Annotated in this window: 16 protein-coding genes; 3 read left to right on the top strand and 13 right to left on the bottom strand. The window is 70.7% G+C overall.

The genetic code is table 11. From position 1 onward, the window contains the following. Window positions 1-118: 118 nt before the first annotated feature. Window positions 119-4,015 carry a cobaltochelatase subunit CobN gene (gene cobN, locus NBT81_RS02780; RefSeq protein ID WP_338740893.1) on the bottom strand — a complete coding sequence of 1,299 codons (3,897 nt, stop codon included), beginning with the start codon at window positions 4,013-4,015 and terminating at the stop codon, window positions 119-121. A 34-nt stretch (window positions 4,016-4,049) separates the two neighbouring features. Between cobN and NBT81_RS02785 the strand changes: the two genes are divergently transcribed. From NBT81_RS02785 to NBT81_RS02795, 3 genes are read left to right on the top strand one after another with little or no spacing between them, the layout of a single operon-like run. Next, window positions 4,050-6,290, top strand: a complete 2,241-nt coding sequence (locus tag NBT81_RS02785; protein ID WP_425498719.1) for a VWA domain-containing protein — start codon at window positions 4,050-4,052, stop codon at window positions 6,288-6,290. Between the two features lie 58 nt (window positions 6,291-6,348). Then, window positions 6,349-6,537 carry a CbtB domain-containing protein gene (locus NBT81_RS02790; RefSeq protein WP_338740895.1) on the top strand — a complete coding sequence of 63 codons (189 nt, stop codon included), beginning with the start codon at window positions 6,349-6,351 and terminating at the stop codon, window positions 6,535-6,537. A 2-nt stretch (window positions 6,538-6,539) separates the two neighbouring features. Then, window positions 6,540-7,277 carry a CbtA family protein gene (locus NBT81_RS02795; RefSeq protein WP_338740897.1) on the top strand — a complete coding sequence of 246 codons (738 nt, stop codon included), beginning with the start codon at window positions 6,540-6,542 and terminating at the stop codon, window positions 7,275-7,277. A gap of 6 nt (window positions 7,278-7,283) precedes the next feature. Here NBT81_RS02795 and NBT81_RS02800 read toward each other — a convergent pair whose 3' ends face one another. Genes NBT81_RS02800 through cbiT form a run of 12 tightly spaced genes read right to left on the bottom strand, consistent with a single transcriptional unit; the run spans window position 7,284 to window position 16,799 of the window. Then, a complete protein-coding gene (locus tag NBT81_RS02800) occupies window positions 7,284-7,811 on the bottom strand; it encodes an OsmC family protein (RefSeq protein ID WP_338740899.1) in 528 nt (175 codons plus the stop codon). A gap of 20 nt (window positions 7,812-7,831) precedes the next feature. Next, window positions 7,832-9,049, bottom strand: a complete 1,218-nt coding sequence (locus NBT81_RS02805; protein WP_338740901.1) for a PQQ-binding-like beta-propeller repeat protein — start codon at window positions 9,047-9,049, stop codon at window positions 7,832-7,834. 1 nt (window position 9,050) lies between these two features. Next, a complete protein-coding gene (locus NBT81_RS02810) occupies window positions 9,051-9,428 on the bottom strand; it encodes a DUF3209 family protein (RefSeq protein ID WP_338740903.1) in 378 nt (125 codons plus the stop codon). A 2-nt stretch (window positions 9,429-9,430) separates the two neighbouring features. Further along, window positions 9,431-10,681 (bottom strand): CbiX/SirB N-terminal domain-containing protein, encoded by a 1,251-nt coding sequence (locus NBT81_RS02815; RefSeq protein ID WP_338740904.1) that lies wholly within the window; start codon window positions 10,679-10,681, stop codon window positions 9,431-9,433. Beyond that, a complete protein-coding gene (locus NBT81_RS02820) occupies window positions 10,678-11,358 on the bottom strand; it encodes a cobalamin biosynthesis protein (protein ID WP_338740905.1) in 681 nt (226 codons plus the stop codon). Before NBT81_RS02820 ends, NBT81_RS02815 begins: the two co-directional genes overlap by 4 nt. Then, complete coding sequence (locus tag NBT81_RS02825; RefSeq protein ID WP_425498765.1) at window positions 11,355-11,582, bottom strand: ferredoxin; 228 nt, start codon at window positions 11,580-11,582, stop codon at window positions 11,355-11,357. Before NBT81_RS02825 ends, NBT81_RS02820 begins: the two co-directional genes overlap by 4 nt. Continuing rightward, on the bottom strand, window positions 11,579-12,592 hold the full coding sequence (gene cobJ, locus NBT81_RS02830) for a precorrin-3B C(17)-methyltransferase (RefSeq protein ID WP_338740909.1): 1,014 nt from the start codon (window positions 12,590-12,592) through the stop codon (window positions 11,579-11,581). Before cobJ ends, NBT81_RS02825 begins: the two co-directional genes overlap by 4 nt. Window positions 12,593-12,594: 2 nt before the next feature. After that, entirely contained in the window at window positions 12,595-13,572 is a 978-nt protein-coding gene (locus NBT81_RS02835) for a precorrin-3B C(17)-methyltransferase (RefSeq protein ID WP_338740910.1), read from the bottom strand. Beyond that, window positions 13,572-14,555 carry a cobalt-precorrin 5A hydrolase gene (gene cbiG, locus NBT81_RS02840; protein WP_338740911.1) on the bottom strand — a complete coding sequence of 328 codons (984 nt, stop codon included), beginning with the start codon at window positions 14,553-14,555 and terminating at the stop codon, window positions 13,572-13,574. The genes NBT81_RS02835 and cbiG overlap by 1 nt, the downstream gene beginning before the upstream one ends. Further along, entirely contained in the window at window positions 14,555-15,424 is an 870-nt protein-coding gene (locus tag NBT81_RS02845) for a cobalt-precorrin-4/precorrin-4 C(11)-methyltransferase (protein ID WP_338740912.1), read from the bottom strand. The genes cbiG and NBT81_RS02845 overlap by 1 nt, the downstream gene beginning before the upstream one ends. Beyond that, on the bottom strand, window positions 15,421-16,248 hold the full coding sequence (locus NBT81_RS02850; RefSeq protein ID WP_338740914.1) for a cobalt-factor II C(20)-methyltransferase: 828 nt from the start codon (window positions 16,246-16,248) through the stop codon (window positions 15,421-15,423). Before NBT81_RS02850 ends, NBT81_RS02845 begins: the two co-directional genes overlap by 4 nt. Continuing rightward, the gene (cbiT, locus tag NBT81_RS02855) at window positions 16,245-16,799 is read right to left on the bottom strand and encodes a precorrin-6Y C5,15-methyltransferase (decarboxylating) subunit CbiT (RefSeq protein WP_338740915.1); all 555 of its coding nucleotides are present in this window, start codon (window positions 16,797-16,799) and stop codon (window positions 16,245-16,247) included. The genes NBT81_RS02850 and cbiT overlap by 4 nt, the downstream gene beginning before the upstream one ends. Window positions 16,800-16,891 lie beyond the last annotated feature (92 nt).

Genomic DNA, 16,891 nt, shown 5'->3' on the forward strand with positions numbered 1-16,891 from the left:
GCTCTCCCTCCCGATGACGACGTGTTCCGACCGACACGCAACGACCACCGACCTCAGTCGTCATCGCTCTCCCTCCCGATGACGACGTGTTCCGACCGACACGCAACGACCACCGACCTCAGTCGTCATCGCTCGTCACCTCCGTCTCCGACTCCACCGCACCGCCACCCGACGCCCGCGCCTCCAGATCCCCGTCGACCCGCAGGTTCAGGTCGCGCAGGCGGTCGGCCGTCGCGTCGTCGGCGTCCCACAGGCCACGCTCTATCGCCTCCAGTAGGGTGTCCGTGATGCTCTCCAAGGCCCACGGGTTCACCTCGCGGAGCCACTCTTGGCGGTCGTCGTCGAAGGCGTACTTCTCGGCCACGTCCGTCCACAACCGGTCGCTCACGACGCCGGTCGTGGCGTCCCACCCCAGCGCCACGTCGACCGTCGTCGAGAGGTCGCCCGCGCCCTTGTAGCCGTGTTCTTCCATGCTGTCCAGCCAGTCGGGGTTGAGGACGCGGGCGCGCATCGCCTTGCGTACTTTCTCCTCGTTCGTGTAGACGTCGACGTGGTCGGGATCCGAGGAGTCGCCGACGTAGGAGGCCGGTTCCTCGCCCCGGGCCTCGGTCACGGCGGTGATGAACCCGCCGTGGAAGGCGTACCAGTCCGAGGAGTCGAACTCGTCCTGTTCGCCCGTGTCCTCGATTTTCACCGTCGCCTCGACGGTTCCGAGGCGGCGTTCGAAGGCGTCGTGGGCCTCCGAGACGCGCCCCCGCGAGCCGAGCGCGTAGCCGCCCCACTGGACGTACACGTCCGCGAGGTCCGAGCGGTCGTCCCACTCGCCCTCGTCGACGGCCTTGTTCGTCCCCGCGCCGTAGCCGCCGGGTCGGGTGGTGAACACGCGATGGGTCGCGGCCGTCTCGGCGTCGTCGGGATCCATCCCCTCAGCGATCAGCTCCTCGCTCTCCTCCTCGACGTGCTTCTTGACGTAGTTGCGGTCGTGGGGTTCGTCCAGTGCGACCACCGCGTCGACGGCGTCGTGGATCACGCTCGCGGCCTGCGGGAAGGCGTCGCGGAACAGCCCGGAGACCCGCGTCGTCACGTCGATCCGCGGGCGGCCCAGTTCGTCGAGCGGAGTCGGAGTCACGTCGTCGATCCGGCCGGCGTCGGTCCACTCGGGTTCGACGCCCATCAGCGCGAGCACCTGCGCGACCGTCTCGCCGCGGGTGCGGACGGTGGGGGTCCCCCACGCGACGACGCCGATCTCCTCGGGGTACTCGCCCTCCGCCGAGCGGTGTCGCTCCGCCACTCCGTCGGCCACCTCGCGGCCGACCCGCCACGCGCTCTTGGCCGGCACCTTGCGGGGGTCGAGCGTGTAGAAGTTCCGCCCCGTCGGGAGCAGGTCGACGCCGCCACGGGTTGGCGCGCCGCTCCCGCCGGGCGGGACGTACTCGCCCGCCAGTGCGTCGGCGGTGCGGGGGATCTCCTCGCTCGCGCCGGCGACGCGGGGCACGGCCTCCGCACAGACGTACGCGAGCGCCTCGCGGAGGTCGTCGTGTTCGCCCGCCCGCGCCCGCGAGTCGCCGAGGGGGTCGATGTCGACGACCAGCAGGTTCATGTTCACCTCGTCGTCGGGGCCGGCCTCGCGCTCCGACTCGGGCACGTCGAAGTCGTGGGCGGCGAGCGTCGAGACGAGGTCGCGGCTCGTCTCGTACACCTCGTCGGCCGCCTGCGCGTAGGTCATCCCCAGCGACTCGTCGTAGGTGCCGGGTTCTTCGAGCATGCGCTCGTAGTCGACGCCGAGGACGCCCGCGACGCTCTCGCGGAGGCTGGGTGCGCCCGGATTCTCGAGGCGAGTGAGCGCGACCAGATACTCGACCAACCGATCGTCGACGGGCGGTTCGCCCATCGTGTGCAGCCCCATCCGGATCTGGGTGGTCTTCACGTCGGTCAGGTACTCGTGGATCCGCTCGACGAGTTCGTCGATGGGGAGGGAGTCGCCTTCGACCGCGCCGTCTGCGAGCGTCGACCCCGCCGCGTCGGGGCCGCGCACGTCGGCCTTCTCGACGGTGCCCTCGATTCCGAGTTCCAGCGCGAGGTCGAGGTCGGCGACCGTCTCGCGGATCTCGCGTTCGAGCGCCGCGCCGTCGTCGGTTCTCGCGTCTGCCATCCCCGCCTCACGGTAGCGGTCCGCTAACTCTTCGAGTTCGGCGAGGCCGTCGTACGTCCCCGCGTTCGACATGACGGGCGTGAGGTGGTCGACGATTGCGGCGTAGGCGCGGCGCTTGGCCTGCGTCCCCTCGCCGGGGTTGTTGACGATGTAGGGGTAGACGTTCGGCAGGTCGTCGATCAGGCCGTCGGGTGCGCTCGTGCCGTCGAGACCCACGGTCTTGCCGGGGAGCCACTCCAGCGAGCCGTGGGTGCCGAGGTGAACGACGGCGTCGGCGTCGTACGCGTTCCGGAGCCACGCGTAGAAGGCAACGTAGTCGTGTGGTGGCTGGAGGTCGGAGTCGTGGTACACCTTCGAGGGGTCCATCCCGAACCCGCGGGGGGGCTGGACGGTGACGAGGACGTTCCCGAACTCGACGCCGGGGATGGCGAAGGGTCGATCGGGTGGATCGCCCCACTCCCCGATCACGTTCTCGCGGAAGCGGTCGTCCACGTCGCCGAACCAGTCGCAGTAGCGGTTCGGTGAGACGGTGTCGACGCTCAGTTCCCGGACGTCCTCGGGGGCGACCCAGCGGTCGTCGAGGGTGAGTTGGGCGGTCAGGCGGTCGATGAGCGTCGCGCCGTCGTCGGGCGCCCCGGTTCCGAGGTCGTAGCCCCGGTCGTCGAGTTCCTCGAGCAGGTTGATCGTGCTCTCGGGGGTGTCGAGGCCGAAGGCGGTGCCGATGCCGTCGTCGCTCGGCGGGTAGTTGTGGAGGACGACCGCGATCCGTTTCTCCTCGTTGGGGGTGTGACGCAGGCGCGCCCAGTTGACTGCCAGGCGAGCGACGTGGTCGATCCGGTCCTCGATGGGGAAATGCTGTTTGGGGGAGGTGCCGATGCCCGCCTCGTCCTCGGTGCGCTCCTTCCCGCTGATGGGGTGGGTGATGACGTTGCCGTCGAACTCCGGGAGCGCGACCGAGAGCGCGAGTTCGAAGCCCATGACACCCGTGTCGCTCCCCTCGTACCGGGAGCGCGAGCGCATCGTCGTCACCGTCTGGAGGACGGGAACGCCCAATCGATCCAGGAAGACCTCTTCTGCACCCTGGCCCTCGTCGGCGGCCGACCGGCCCCGCTCTTCCATCGACAGCGAGAACATGAACGAGGAGCAGACGGCGTCGACGACGGGGTCGCCGCCGTCAAGGAGCCACTCGTCGGTGACCCACTCGGCGTCCTCCTGCTCGTCGGTGTCGGTCGCCGGGTTGCAGAATATCGGGAGCGCGTCCGCGCCCTGCGCTTCGATGGCCCGCACCTGCGCGTCGACGTAGCGGGTGTTCTCGTGGGTCCAGTGGGACTCGTAGAACCAGACCGCAACCGTCGGCGTCCCGGGGTCGAACGTCGCCACGAGGTCGTCGTACCCCGCGCCGGGGTGGTCGGGATGGTACACCCCTTCGGTGGGGAGCGAGACGGGGTCGTCGTAGCTCCGGTCGACGGCTCCGAACCGGTCGATCAGGTACCGCAGGCAGTTGGCGACGTTGGTGGTGCCGCCGCGGTCGAGGTAGTCGTACACCGCGTCCCGGTCCGCCGGGGCGACGGTCGTGTCCTCTATCGCGTAGGCGTCGCCGGTCGACTTGACGACCAGCGGGATGCCCGCGTCGTCGAGGCGGTCGACGACCCGGTCGTAGCCGGGCATGCTCTCCTCGGAGCCGTGGAGCCACAACACGACCGCCGTCGCGTCCTCTACGGCGTCGACGAACGCCTCGACCGCCGTCTCGTCGTCGAGGTCGCTCTCCGATCGGGCGACCAGGTCTCCGTCGACCTCCCCCGCGGCGCGCTGGACGGCCCCGAGTTCGTTCTCCGTCGCGGTGTACAAGCCGATGGTGGGCATAACGTTGTTAAACCTCTGTTGAGTTATTGCAATTGTGCTTGAATACACCGAGGACAAAAACTCTTCGGGGATCGGGGGTGAGCGAGTCGGTTTCGACGAGATAGTCGGGCAATCCGAACTCAAGCGTGCTTTACTCGCGGTGGGCGCGAACGACGCGCTGGACGGCCTCCTGATCCGGGGGGAGAAGGGGACGGCCAAGTCGACGGCCGTCCGCGCGCTGTCGGCGTTGCTCCCGGACCGGCGGGTCGTGGCCGACTGTCCCTACGGCTGTCCGGCGGGCGACCCCGACCGGCAGTGTGCGAACTGTCGGGAGCGGGCGGACCCGCCGACCGAGACGCGGTCGGTGCCGCTCGTCACCCTCCCGCTGGGGGCGACCCGGGAGCGCGTCGTCGGGACGCTCTCCGTCGCCGACGCCCTCGACGGCGACTACGAGTTCGATCCCGGCCTCCTCGCCCGCGCGAACGGCGGCATCCTCTACGTCGACGAGGTGAACCTACTCGACGACCACCTCGTCGACGTGTTGTTGGACGCCGCGGCGGGCGGCGTCAACCGGGTCGAGCGCGACGGCGTGAGCGTCGCCCACCCCGCAGCGTTCACCCTCGTCGGGACGATGAACCCCGAGGAGGGGGAGTTGCGGCCACAACTCCGGGATCGCTTCGCACTCCAGGCGACGGTGACCGGTTGTGACGACATCGAGGACCGCGTCGCCATCGTCGACCGGGCGCTCGGACGCGAGAGCGAGGAGCCACGCTCCTCGGCAAAGAGCGAGGAGCCACGCTCCTCGGCAAAGAGCGAGGAGCCACGCTCCTCGGCAAAGAGCGAGGAGCCACGCTCCTCGGCAAAGAGCGAGGAGCCACGCACTCCGGATATCGAAGACCCGGCGACCCGCCTGTCGACCGCGCGGGACCGACTCTCCGAGGTGACGCTTCCGGACGCGTTCGTCCGCGACCTCGTCGAACTGTGCCGTGACGCGGGCGTCGAGGGCCACCGAGCCGACATCGCGACGGCGCGGGCGGCCCGGACCTTCGCCGCCCTCGACGACCGACCGACGGTGATCGAGTCCGACGTGCGGCGCGCGGCCGAACTCGCGCTCCCTCACCGCCTCGAATCCCTCCCCTTCGACGACGCGCCCGACCTGGAGACGGTCGTCGACGACCACTTCGACGAGGGGGACGACGGTGACACCGACGACCGGGACGTCGAGGATGGTGCCGAGAACGGTGGGGGTGACGCGGACGATGCCGACGCCGACGGCGGAGCCCGGACCAACGAGGGCGACGCGAGCGATGAGGAGGCGAACGGAGCAGACGGCTCCGCGGCCGACGACTCCACCGAACCCACCGGCGCCGACGACCCCGGCGGGGTGTCCTCGTCCCGATCCGGCGACCTCTCCGATGCCGGCGACGACGCGGGCGGCGACGACCCCGACGCCGATGCCGGGGGTGGAGCCGACGACGACGCTCCCGACCCGACCCCTCGCGTCCCGGGCGAACGCCCGGCTGCGGTCGGATCGGGCCGTGCCCCGTCACTCCCCGACGCCGACGATCCAGCCGACGCGTCGTCGTCGAGTGGTGGGGCGCGGGCGCGGGCGAGCGTCGACGGGACCGGCGCCCGCGTTCGTACCCGACCCACCGACGGCGAGGACGTCGACGCCGCGGCGTCGGTGCGCGCGGCGGCCGCTCGCGGCGTCGACACCGTCGAATCGCGGGACCTCCGGCGATCGGTTCGGGCCGCCGAGGCGTCGACGCTCGTCGTCTTCTCCGTCGACGCCAGCGCGTCGATGCGTCCCGCCATGCGCGCCGCCAAGGGGACCGTCCTCGAACTGCTGGAGGACACCTACCAGCAACGCGACCGCGTGAGTTTCGTCGCTTTCGCCGGCGAGGACGCGGACGTGTTGCTCCCCCCGACCGACAGCGTCACGCTCGCAGCGCGCCACCTGAAGCAACTCCCGACAGGCGATCGGACGCCACTCCCTGCCGGCCTGCGGACCGCGGGCGACGTGATCGAACGCGCCGATCCCGCCGCGAGCGTCGTCGTCCTCGTCACCGACGGCCGGGCGAACGTCGCCGACGGGAGTCCGGTCGCCGCGACTCGCCGTGCCGCCGACCGCCTGTCCGACCTCGACGCGCGCGTCCTCGTCGTCGACGCCGGTTCGGGCGACCGATCCGGCCTCGTTCCCGAAGTCGTCGAGCGGACGACCGGCCGTCGCGTCCCCCTCGACGCGCTCTCGGCCGACGCCGTCGACGCCGCGGCCGGGGCGGTCGACGAAAGTTGAGTTGTCCGCATCCGCAAGATTTACAATCTAACTTGTCTTTCACCAACTGTGTTTTAGTATGCCGGCCACCAGCGACACCGTCCACGGACGGATCGAACGGCTCGGAACCGAACTCACGCCGACGCAGTTGGCCGCGGGGATGCTCGTCGCCGTCGCACTCGGTTTCACCCTCCTGTTCGTGCAGGATCCGCTCGTCCACGACGCGATGCACAACTTCAGGCACGGCGCGGGAATCACCTGTCACTGACCGTGTTCGTCGACTACGTCACCCGAGGGGTGGAGGCGGGCCTCGTGGCGGGCCTCGTCTTCGGCCTGTTCGTGGCGACGGTCGTCAATCCGATGGTCGGCTACGCTGAGGCCGTTGGCCACGGGCACGATCACGACGTCGCCGGACACGACCACTCCGGCGGCGAGGGCGTCGTCTCGCTCGCGGCCACCGAGACGGTGAGCGTCCTCTCCGGCGTGCTGTGGGCCGTGCTGCTCGGAGCCGTCGTCTTCGGCGTCGGCTTCTACCTCCTCGAACCGCTCCTGCCGGGGAGTGGACGCCTCCGGAGTTACGTCCTCGCCGCGGCGGGGTTCGTCTCCGTCTCCGGCGCGCCGTGGCTCGTCCTCCCGCCCCGCCCCGGCGTCGAGACGGCGCTCCCCGCGGCGACCCGACTCGCCCTCTACGGCGGGATGATGGTCGCGGGCGCGTTGCTCTGTCTGCTCGCGCTGGTCGCGTACGACCGGCTCCGTCCCCGGGGTCGCGCCGTCGCCCTGATGGTCGCCGGCCTCGCTTTGACGCCGCTCGCGGTCCCCGCTTCCCTCGCACCCACTCCCGGCGTGGCGGGAGACCTCCCACCGGAACTGGCTGCCGGTCTGGTCGGCCTGATCGTCTTCGGACAGGCGCTCCTGTGGCTCTGTCTCGCGGCGACTCACGCACGCCTCCACACCGACCGCTCGCACGCCGACGCCGCGACGAGCGGCGACCCCGTCGCGGCGGACTGACCGTCCTCAGTCCAACACCGATCCGTTCAGGATCGTCGTTCCCCCCAGCGGTACCGCCCGAGAGAGCGTGCCGTGGACGTAACAGCACGCTTCGGCCGCACGTACCAGGCGCCGAACGTCGGCTTCGGGAGCGTCGGTCCGGAGGGTGGTCACGTACTCGATCCCCTCGAAGTCCGCGGGGCGGTCACGGAGGCCGAGTCCGCCCCGGCGGTCGATCTCCCCCTCCACGTCGACCGAGAGCTCGTCGAGTTCGATTCCCAGCCTGATCGCGTTGCGGACGTACTGGGCCTGCAGACAGAAGGCAAAGCCCGCGAGGAAGTACCGCAGGGGTCGCGGCGCCGTCCCCGTTCCCCCGACCTTCGAGACGGGTTCGTCGGCATCGAAGACGAACCCGTCCGCTCGCGCCCGTGCGTGGTAATTTCGAAGGGTTTCGGCCTCGACGCTGGGGTGACCGGGCTTGATCTCACGGGCGTCCCGAAGGCCTTGGATCCGGCGATTCAACCGCTCCTGGAGCGACGTGTCGACGAGCGACATACCGCCGAGAGGTGCGTGGCTCAGTTAGTTCCGACGGCGTGGACGCGGTACGCCCCCCGCTCGACGCCGTCGTCGTGGTAGCGGACGGGTTCCTCGACGGCGACGATCCGGTCGTCCCCGGCTGTGACGGCCGTGACGACGCCCTCCGTGTCAACCCGTCTCACGGGTCCGTCGACCGGATCGACGACCCGGAGGCCGTGGACGCCAGGGTCGCGGACGCGGAACCCCTGTGCGACGGGGACGACGAGTCGGCGTCCAGTGGTCGCGATTTCCGACGCGAACCCGCCGAGCGCCGCGGTGAAGCGGTGGCGTCCGTCCGGTGTGTAGCCGATCGCAGCGGTCGCTCGCCCGTGGCGTGCCTCGGTCTCCCGCCCCTCGACGGGGTAGGTGTTGCCAGTGATGACGACGACGCCGTCCGGCGTCGCGTGGACGTGGTTCGGGTAGGCGTACACCCGGTCGCCGTCGACGGCCGTCGGCGTCGCGGCGTCGACCCGCCAGCGGGTGTCGCCCGACCGCGAGAGTCGGTAGCCCCGGTGGTCGGCGTGGCTTGCGACGGCGATCCCGCCCGGCCACAGCGAGACGTCGCCGACGCGCCGGTCACCCTCGGCCTCGGGGTCCCACCGCAGGTCGACCGCCCCCGTCGTGGCGTCGTGGAACACCAGTCCGTCGTCGTGGTCGCCGGGACAACGGTTGTAGGCGACGGCGACGCGGTCCCCGTCCGTGTCGAGGGCGACCGGCGAGGCGTCGGTCCGGGCGCGCCACTCGACCGTCCCGTCCGGGGCGAACGCGAGGACGACACCCTCGAAGCGTCGCGTCTCGCCCGCGCGTTCGTACCGCCGCGCGGCGACGACGGCCCGATCGCCGGCCGTCACAGCGTCGACGACGAACGGTAGCGAGAAGCGGTCGTCGCTCGTCGGGCGGCCGACGGTCTCTGCGGTCGCCAGCCGCCACCGTACCTCGCCGTCCGCGGCGTCGTGGAGTCGCACCTCGCCGCGCGGACTCCGCTCGCCGACGAGGACGCCGCCGGCGAACGGTGTCAGGGTGACGACGCTCGTCGCGTCCCGGTCGCAGGGGACGTGCCAGCGCCCTTCGAGGGTCGCCGAGTCGAGCGCCAGCAGATCGCCGTCCGCGCTCCCGACGACTGCGAGGTCGGCGACGAGCGTCGTCGCCGACCGCCGGCCACCGTGGCGCGAGCCGGCGGGATCGATCGTCCCCAGGTCGGTCGACGTGTCGCTCACGTCACGCCTCGTCCTCGACCGGGAACGCCTCGTGGAGGAGGTCGTGGGCCTCGCCCAGCCCCGCGAGGACGTCCTCGCCCTGGCCGGTGAGGCGACCGACCGCCCGTTCGGCGTCGCGGACGGCGACCAGTCGCCCTCGGAGGTAGTCGTACTCGTCGTCGTCCGCGTCGGCCGCGGCGATCTCTTCTTCCAACTCTACCAGCGCGGCGTCGAGGTGGCGCTCGATCCCGGCGAGCGTCTCCGCCTCCGCCAGCGCCTCGATCGGGCCGTCCAGGTGGCCCTCCAGTTCCGTCTTCGCGTGCTCGCGCGCGCTTCGGTCCTCGGTGCCGAGGACGTTCATCAGTCCGAGTCGGAGTGCTTCTATCTCGTGGCAGGTCATCGTTACAGGGTTTGGTCTACGAGTTCAGAAACGATTCGGTCGCGATCCAGGTGATCCGAGACGATACGCCCGGCGTCGTTCTCGTCGACGCCGCCGTACCAGACGCCGTCCGGGTAGACGGCGACCATCGGCCCCTCGCCACACCGCCCGAGACAGGACGACCGCGTGATGCGGGCGTCGCAGGCCTCGGAGTCGCGAGCCGTCTGTCGCAGGCGTTCGAGTACCGCCGGCGCGCCGTCGGCCGCGCACGTCTGGTTCGTACAGACCGCGACGTGCTTCTCCGGCGCGTCATGGGCGTGGGGCTCGTCGTCGACGGTCGAGCGGTCGGCGTGGGCGGCCTGGTGGGTGAGCGCCCGCAGCGTCGCGCGAGCGCCGCCGACGTCCTCCTCGTAGCCGTCGAGTTCCACCTTGTACTTGCAGGTGTCACACGACATGTCCACGCTGTCGGTGCGGGCGGCCTGCCAGCGGTCGCCGAGGACGTCCAGCAGTCGCGAGTCGGTGCCCAGCGGATCGCCAGCGGCGGCGTCGACGTAGGGGTAGTCGGCGTCGAACGCCTCGGCCCCGTCGCGGATGCGGCCGGTGAGGACGCCGTCGCCGAGCATGTACGGCAGGACGACACACGCGTCCGGACGGCGCTTGGCGACGTCGTGGAGGCGGTCGTCGAGGCGAGGGTCGGTGACGCCGATGAACGCCGGCTGGACCGTCGAGAACGCCCGTCCCTCCGCGAGCAGTCGCGCCAGTTTCGCAACGTCCGCGTTGGCGTCGGGGTCGCTCGATCCCCGGGCACAGAGCACGACCGCCACGTCGTCGCTCCCGCGGTCGACGCCCAGGTCGGCCTCGACCGCCGCCGCCCGTTCGTCGAGCAGGTCGACGATGGCCGGGTGGATACCCAGGTGCGAGCCGTTGTGGATGGTGAGGTCGGGATGAGTCGTCCGCGCCCGCTTGACCGCAAGCGGCACGTCGTTTTTGACGTGGCTGGCCGCGAACAGGGAGAGGTGGACGACCGTGATCGTCGAGACGGCGGGTGCGAGCCCCGCGATGGCGTCCGTGATCGACGGCTCCGCGAGTTCGAGGAAGCCGGCGTCGACGGGCACGCCGAGGCGTTCCTCCAGCCCTACGGCGAGGGTGCGAACCTGTTCGTTCGATTTCTCGCGGCGCGAGCCGTGGCCGACGAGCAACACCGCCTCGTCGTCGAGGCTTCCCGATACCCCTGCGGGCGTCGTCTCCGCCGAGTCGTCGGTGCGCCCGCTCATGCGTCGATCCGGTCGAGGCTCCGCAGCAGTTTCGCGCGTCGCGACGGCGCGAAGAGTCCGCTCCCCCCGCTGCCCTCGTACAGCCACGGGCCCACGTCCGGGGCGGCGTCGTCCGCGAGGCCGAACCAGTACCCACCCGAGGAGCTCTCCGACACCTCGCCGGTCGGGGCGGCGACCGGTATCGCAGACAGCAGCGCGTCGATCCGCTCCAACAGCCGCCGGTCGTCGTGGACAAAGGAGATCCCCACCGTCCCCGCCGAGGACTTGAAACAGACGGTCCCACACCCCTCCAGCAGGCCCCGTAGGAGTTGGCGGCGGTGCTCGTCGAAGGTGTCGAGGCGGTACCCCCCCGGTTGGCCGTCGATCGGCAGGCCGAAGGCGGCGCTCGCCCGGTCGGCGAGGTCGCCGAACACCTGCACCGTGAACTCCTCCTCGGCGCGCGTGATCGAGGTGTCGTGGGCGTACTCCCGTTCGACGATGCGGTCGTCGACGCCGGTCCCCCCCACGGTGTCGTCGGCCCCCGCGACCGCCGCCAGTCGCTCCGCGGCCGTCCCGTCGTTCGTCCGCACGGTCACGCAGTCGGCGGTCAGGTCGCCGTCGCCGGCGACCCGCCCCCAGAAGTACGCCGTCTCGGGGTGGGCCGCGAGCATGTCCGCGGGTGGGTCGAGCGCGCTCATCGTTCCTCCACGGTGATGGCGTCGACCGGACAGGCCGCGGCGGCCCCTCGGGCGTCCGCTATGCGGTCGTCGTCGCAGTCGAGGGCCACCGTCCCCTCCGTCTTGGCCCCCGCGACCGTCGCCAGCCCGTCGTCGGCCTCGACGAAGCGGTCGTCGCGGACCAGACAGGCGAAGATGCCCTCACAGGCGCCGCGGTCGAGTCGGATGCGATAGCGGGTCATCAGTAGTCGTACTTGCTCTCGTAGCCCCGCGGCGTGACCATCCGTCCGTCCCAGACGTACGTCTCCTCGTTGCCGACGATGATCGTCGTCGTCATGTCGATCAGGTCGGTCTCGCCCAGGCCCTCCAGGTCGCCGAGGTCGACGATTTCGGTCTTCTCGTCCTCGCGGCCCGCGCCGTGGACGATCCCCACCGGCGTCTCCGGATCGCGGTGTTCCAGCAGGATCTCGCAACACTTCTCGAAGTTCTCGCGGCGCTTCCGGCTCCACGGGTTGTAGATGGCGACGGTGAACCCTTCCTTGGCGGCGGCGTGGAGGCGCGACTCGATCGTCGGCATGTCGGTGAGGTGGTCCGACAGCGAGATGGAGACGGTGTCGTTGACCAGTGGCGCGCCCAGCCGTGCCCCACAGGACTGTGCGGCGGGGACGCCGGGAACCACCTCGAAGTCGACCATCGAGGCCGTTCCACCCTTGGATTCGAGGATCTCCAGCGCCAGCCCCGCGAGCGCGTAGACGTTCGGGTCGCCGCTCCCGATGATCGCCACGTCGTTGCCCGCGAGCGCGCGGTCGATGGCCTCCTCGGTGCGCGAGACTTCGCCGCACATCGGCGTGTCGTACAGCTCGTCGGCCGACTCGGTCACCTCGTCGGGCAGGAGGTCGACGTACGTGGTGTAGCCGACGACGTGTTCCGCGTCGAGCAACGCCCCGCGGGCGCGCTCGGTCATTCCTTCGGGTTGGCCGGGGCCGAGGCCGACCGCCACGAGGCGGCCGGGGTCGGCGTCGAAGTCGTCGACGGTCGAGCCCACCTTCTCGTCGGTCGACCCGCCGCCACAGGACGATCCGCTCCCCGACGAATCGTCGGCCGAGGCGCCGCATTTCGACGCCGTCGTCTCCGTGTCGGTCGTTGTCGACGCGCCGCATTTCGAGTCGGTTGCTTCGGCCTCGGTCGTCGCCGACGCCCCGCAGGTCGTCTCCGTCTCGGTACTCGCCGTCGTGTCAGTGTCTTCGGTACTCATTGTCAGAAGTCGTCGACGTCACGCCCGCCGCGCGGGGTGACGAGGTGGTCGCCGTGGTCGTTCGTCCAGATGGTCGTCTCGGCGTTGCCAACGATGATCGAAGTGCCCATGCCTCCGACCTCGTCGTCGTGGGCGGTCGCCTCGCCGAGAGTGGTGATGGTGTGTGTCTCGCCGTCGCGGTTGCGCCCCGCGTCCTCGCGGCCGGCGTCGTTGACGATTGCGATGGGCACGTCGTCGGCGCGTTCCTGTCGGATCACGTCGATCGCTCGCTCGTAGTCCCGCCAGCAGTTGTAGAGGACGATCACGAACCCGCTGATCGCGGCCGCGCGGAGTTTCTCCTCGATCTCGTCCCACCCGCGCCACTTGTCGGACAGCGATACCGTACAGAAGTCGTTCGAGAGGGGCGCGCCGACGTTGGCCGCGCCGCCCAGCGCCGCGGTGACGCCCGGAACGACCTCGATCGGCACGTCCCTAACGTCGTCCTCCTCGGCCATCAGGTAGAGCAGGTCGCTCTTGCCGTAGACGTTCGGGTCACCTCCGGAGACGTGGACCACGTCCTCGCCCGCCCGCACCCGCTCGAACGCCTCGCGCGCGAGTTCGATCTGTCGCCCCATCGACGACCTGACGATCTCTTGCCGGCTACCGTCCGGCCGGACCGCGACGTGGCCCTCGGCGTCGGTGTGGGTGCTCTCGACGGCGTCGACGGCTTCGCCGTCACCGGACTCCGTCCGGTTGCCCGAGGAGCGTCGCTCCTCGCCGTCCCCCCGAGGCGTCCCCGACGCCTCGCTCCCCCCGTCGGCCACGGCGTCCGCCGGCGGGAGCGTGCCGTCGCGACGGAGGAACTCCTGGTAGAGCGTCGAGGCGATCACGCAGTCGGCGGTGGCGATCACGTCCGTCGCTCGCTGGGTCATCGCGTGGGGGAGGCCGGGGCCGATGCCGACCACGTAGAGGGTCCCCATCCCGTCGGTGTCGGCGGCCATCAGCGACCCACCGCCACGGTCACCGCGTCGTCGAACCGCTCTTTCTCGCGGGCGAGTTCGTGGTCGCGGCCGCCGGCGATGGCCGACGCCTCCGCGATGCCCGGCCAGCCGATGAGTTCCTTCGACCGCGAGGGGCTGGGCCCCTCGAACGCCTCCAAGGTCCCCTTCTCGAAGAGGACGACGCCGAGACCGGCCTCCCGGGCCGCCTCGTAGAGTCCCGCCTCGCCCTCCTTGCGGGTGCCCGTCGCGACGAAGTCGACGTCGTCGAGGGTCAGATCGAGGTCGGACAGGGCCGCCTCCCACGCCTCGCGGACCTGGTGGGCGTCGACGCCCGACACCGTGCCGGTGCCGAGGACGACCCCCTCGTCGGCGTTGCGCTTGAGGACGGTCACGTCGTCGCCGACCAGTACCGCTCGGGGCCCGTCGAGGCGCGCGACCGGGCCGAGCTCCTCGTTCAGGACGGCGAGGTTGGTCGCCACGGTCGAGTCGCCGTTGACGACGTGGGTGTCGAGTGCCTTGGCCTTGCTCTCGACGCCCTGCTTGCCCGCCGCCTCGCTGGCGGTCGTCATCGCGGGCACCGCGCCCATCTCCGCGAGGTCGTTCGCCACCTGGTTGGCACCGTGGTGGCCGCCGGTGATGGGGATGGCCCACGTCAGTTCCTCGTCGACGACGACGATGGCGGGATCGTCCCACTTGTCGTCGAGCAGCGGCGCGGTCTTGCGCATCGCGATCCCCGAGGCCATCAGGCCGACGAAGCAGTCGTACTCGCCCCAGAGGTCGGCGAAGACGTCGCCGTGGTACTCGACGACGTCGACCGTCTCGTAGCCCTGACCGATCCCCGCCTCGATCTCTCGGGCCGTGTCCAGTTTCCGCTCGAAGCTGATGATCGCTATCTCCTCGGCCACCTCGCCGTCCGAATCCGGCGTCGAACAGTGGCCGCCCGAGTCGTCTCCGTCCGTCGTGGTGTCGCTGTCCGTGCTCATTAGTCGTCGGCCTCCGTCGCGTCGCCGCTCGCCCAGTCGCCGTACAGGTAGGACCGTTCGTACCCCTCGGTGCTCCCGCCCCGCACCGCCTCGCCGATCACGACCAGCGCCGAGGCACGGTAGCCCGCCTCGGCCACCCGGTCGCCGATGGTGGCGACCGTCCCCTCGATTACGTCCTCGTCGGGCCACGAGGCGTGGTAGATCACCGCGACCGGCGTCTCGGGGTCGTGGCCGGCCTCCAGCAGGCGGTCCATCGTCTCCGCAACCGCGTGGGTGCCGAGGTAGATGCAGGTGGTCACGTCGCCCATCCCGACGAACTCCGCGATGTGGTCCTCATCGGGGTCGAGGGTCTTCCCCTGTGGCCGGGTGAAGGCGACGTGGTTGGCGACGCCGTTGAGCGTCAACTGGGTCCGCAGGGTCGCACTCGCGGCGAACGCCGAGGTGACGCCGGGGACGATGTAGGTCGGGACGTCCTCCCGTTCGAGGGCGTCCATCTGTTCGAGCGCCGCGCCGTAGACTGCCGGATCGCCGCTGTGGAGGCGGACGACCGTCCGCCCGTCCTCGTAGGCGTCGCGCATGAGCGGGATCAGTTCCTCGAGGTCCTTCCCGACGCTCGACACCCGTTCGGCGTCGGCGCAGTAGCGCTCCAGCAGTTCGCTGTTGACGAGCGACCCCGCGTGGACCACGAGGTCCGCCGCCTCGACGAGTTCGCGCCCGGTGACGGTCAGCAAGCCGGGATCGCCCGGCCCCGCGCCGATGAAGGGGATGCCCTCGCCGCGGTCGCCCGCCGACCGCTCGGCGATGCGGGGGTCGCGCTCTTCGCGGCGCGCCTCGGCCTCGGCGTCGATGGCCGCCTGTGGGTCGGTCATCGGGGCGGCACCTCCGGCACCACGTCGCCACAGGCCTCGCCCTCGGCGCGTTCCCACGCGATGGGGTCGACGGGCGACCCGCAAGTCCCCTCCCCGTCCTCGTCGTCGACGGGTTCGCCCCCGTCGGTGGCCGTCCGTGCCTCGTCGAACGCCGCCGTCGCCGGCGTCGTCTCCAACTCCCGCTTCTCCGCGTAGGCCAGCGTGTAGTAGTCCCGGTCCTCGAGCGCAGACGGATCCTCGGTGACGACCGTCTCCCCCTGTTCCATGAACAGGCGGCGGCCGTACTGCACGTCGTAGCCGGCGTCGACGAGGCCCTCGTGGGTCGCGGGCACGTCGGTCACCTTGAACAGGATCATGCGGTCTGGCCCGGTCGGGGCCGCGCCGCGGGCGGCCTCGCGGAGCGCGAGGCTCGACCCCGCCGCGACCTCCACGCCCAGCGCCGTCGCGAACGCGGTGACGGCGCTCACCCCCGGCACGACCTCGAGGTCGACGGCCGGGTGGAAGGTATCGAGCGTCCGCCGGAGGTGGCCGAAGGTCGAGTAGACGTTCGGGTCGCCGAGGGTGACGAACGCGACGGTGCCCTCTCGGGCACGGGGGGCGATTTCGGCCGCCGCCGCCTTCCACGCCCGCCGGAGTTCGTCGTCGTCGCGGGTCATCGGGAAGTCGAGGTCACCGATCTTCGACTCCGGGACGTGGTCGGTCGCCACGGTCTTGGAGAGGCGGCCGGGCGAGTACACCACGTCCGCGCCCTCGAGGGCGCGCTTGCCCCGAACGGTCACGAGGTCGGCATCACCGGGGCCGAGACCGACGCCGTACAGCGTCATCGCTCCCCCTCGTCGACGCCGCCGACGAGCATGTACACCGGGTTGTCCGAGTCGAAACTCGTCGCGCCCGCGAGGTCGTAGCCGTGGCTCACTTGAAACTGCACCACCTCGTCGAGCAAGTCCCGGTCGCGGAAGGCCCGAGTCGCCTCGCCCGCCACCTCCAGTCGCGAGACGTTCATCACGACCCGGTCCACGCCGGTCTCGACGGCGTAGTCGAGCACCGCCTCGTAGTTTCGACTCCCGCCCAGAAACAGGGCGTCGGCGTCGTCGGGCAACCCCTCGGGGGCTTCGGCCTCCCGGAGATCGACTGGCGTCGTCACGTCGTTGGCGTCGAGGTTCTTGCGCGCGACCGAGAGCCGTTCGGGCTTTCGCTCGACGGCGGTGACGCGCCCGGCACGACGCGCCGCCTGAACCGTGACGGCACCGGTACACGGGCCGACCTCGGCGAAGTGGTCGTCCGGGTGCAAGTCGAGTTTGTCGAGGAGGACCGCCCGGACCTCCGACTTGGTCGGGCCGGCCTTCGCGTCGTGAGGGAGCGCTACGCTGGACATCGACGGAAACAACTACCGTGGACCGTAAAACAATTTTGGTTGATTTAATAAAACTGCACTTTCAAAAATCGGCGGAGTGACGCAACTATGGC

This window comes from Haloplanus sp. CK5-1, from assembly GCF_037201915.1.
In the GTDB taxonomy this organism is placed as follows: Archaea; Halobacteriota; Halobacteria; order Halobacteriales; family Haloferacaceae; genus Haloplanus; species Haloplanus salilacus.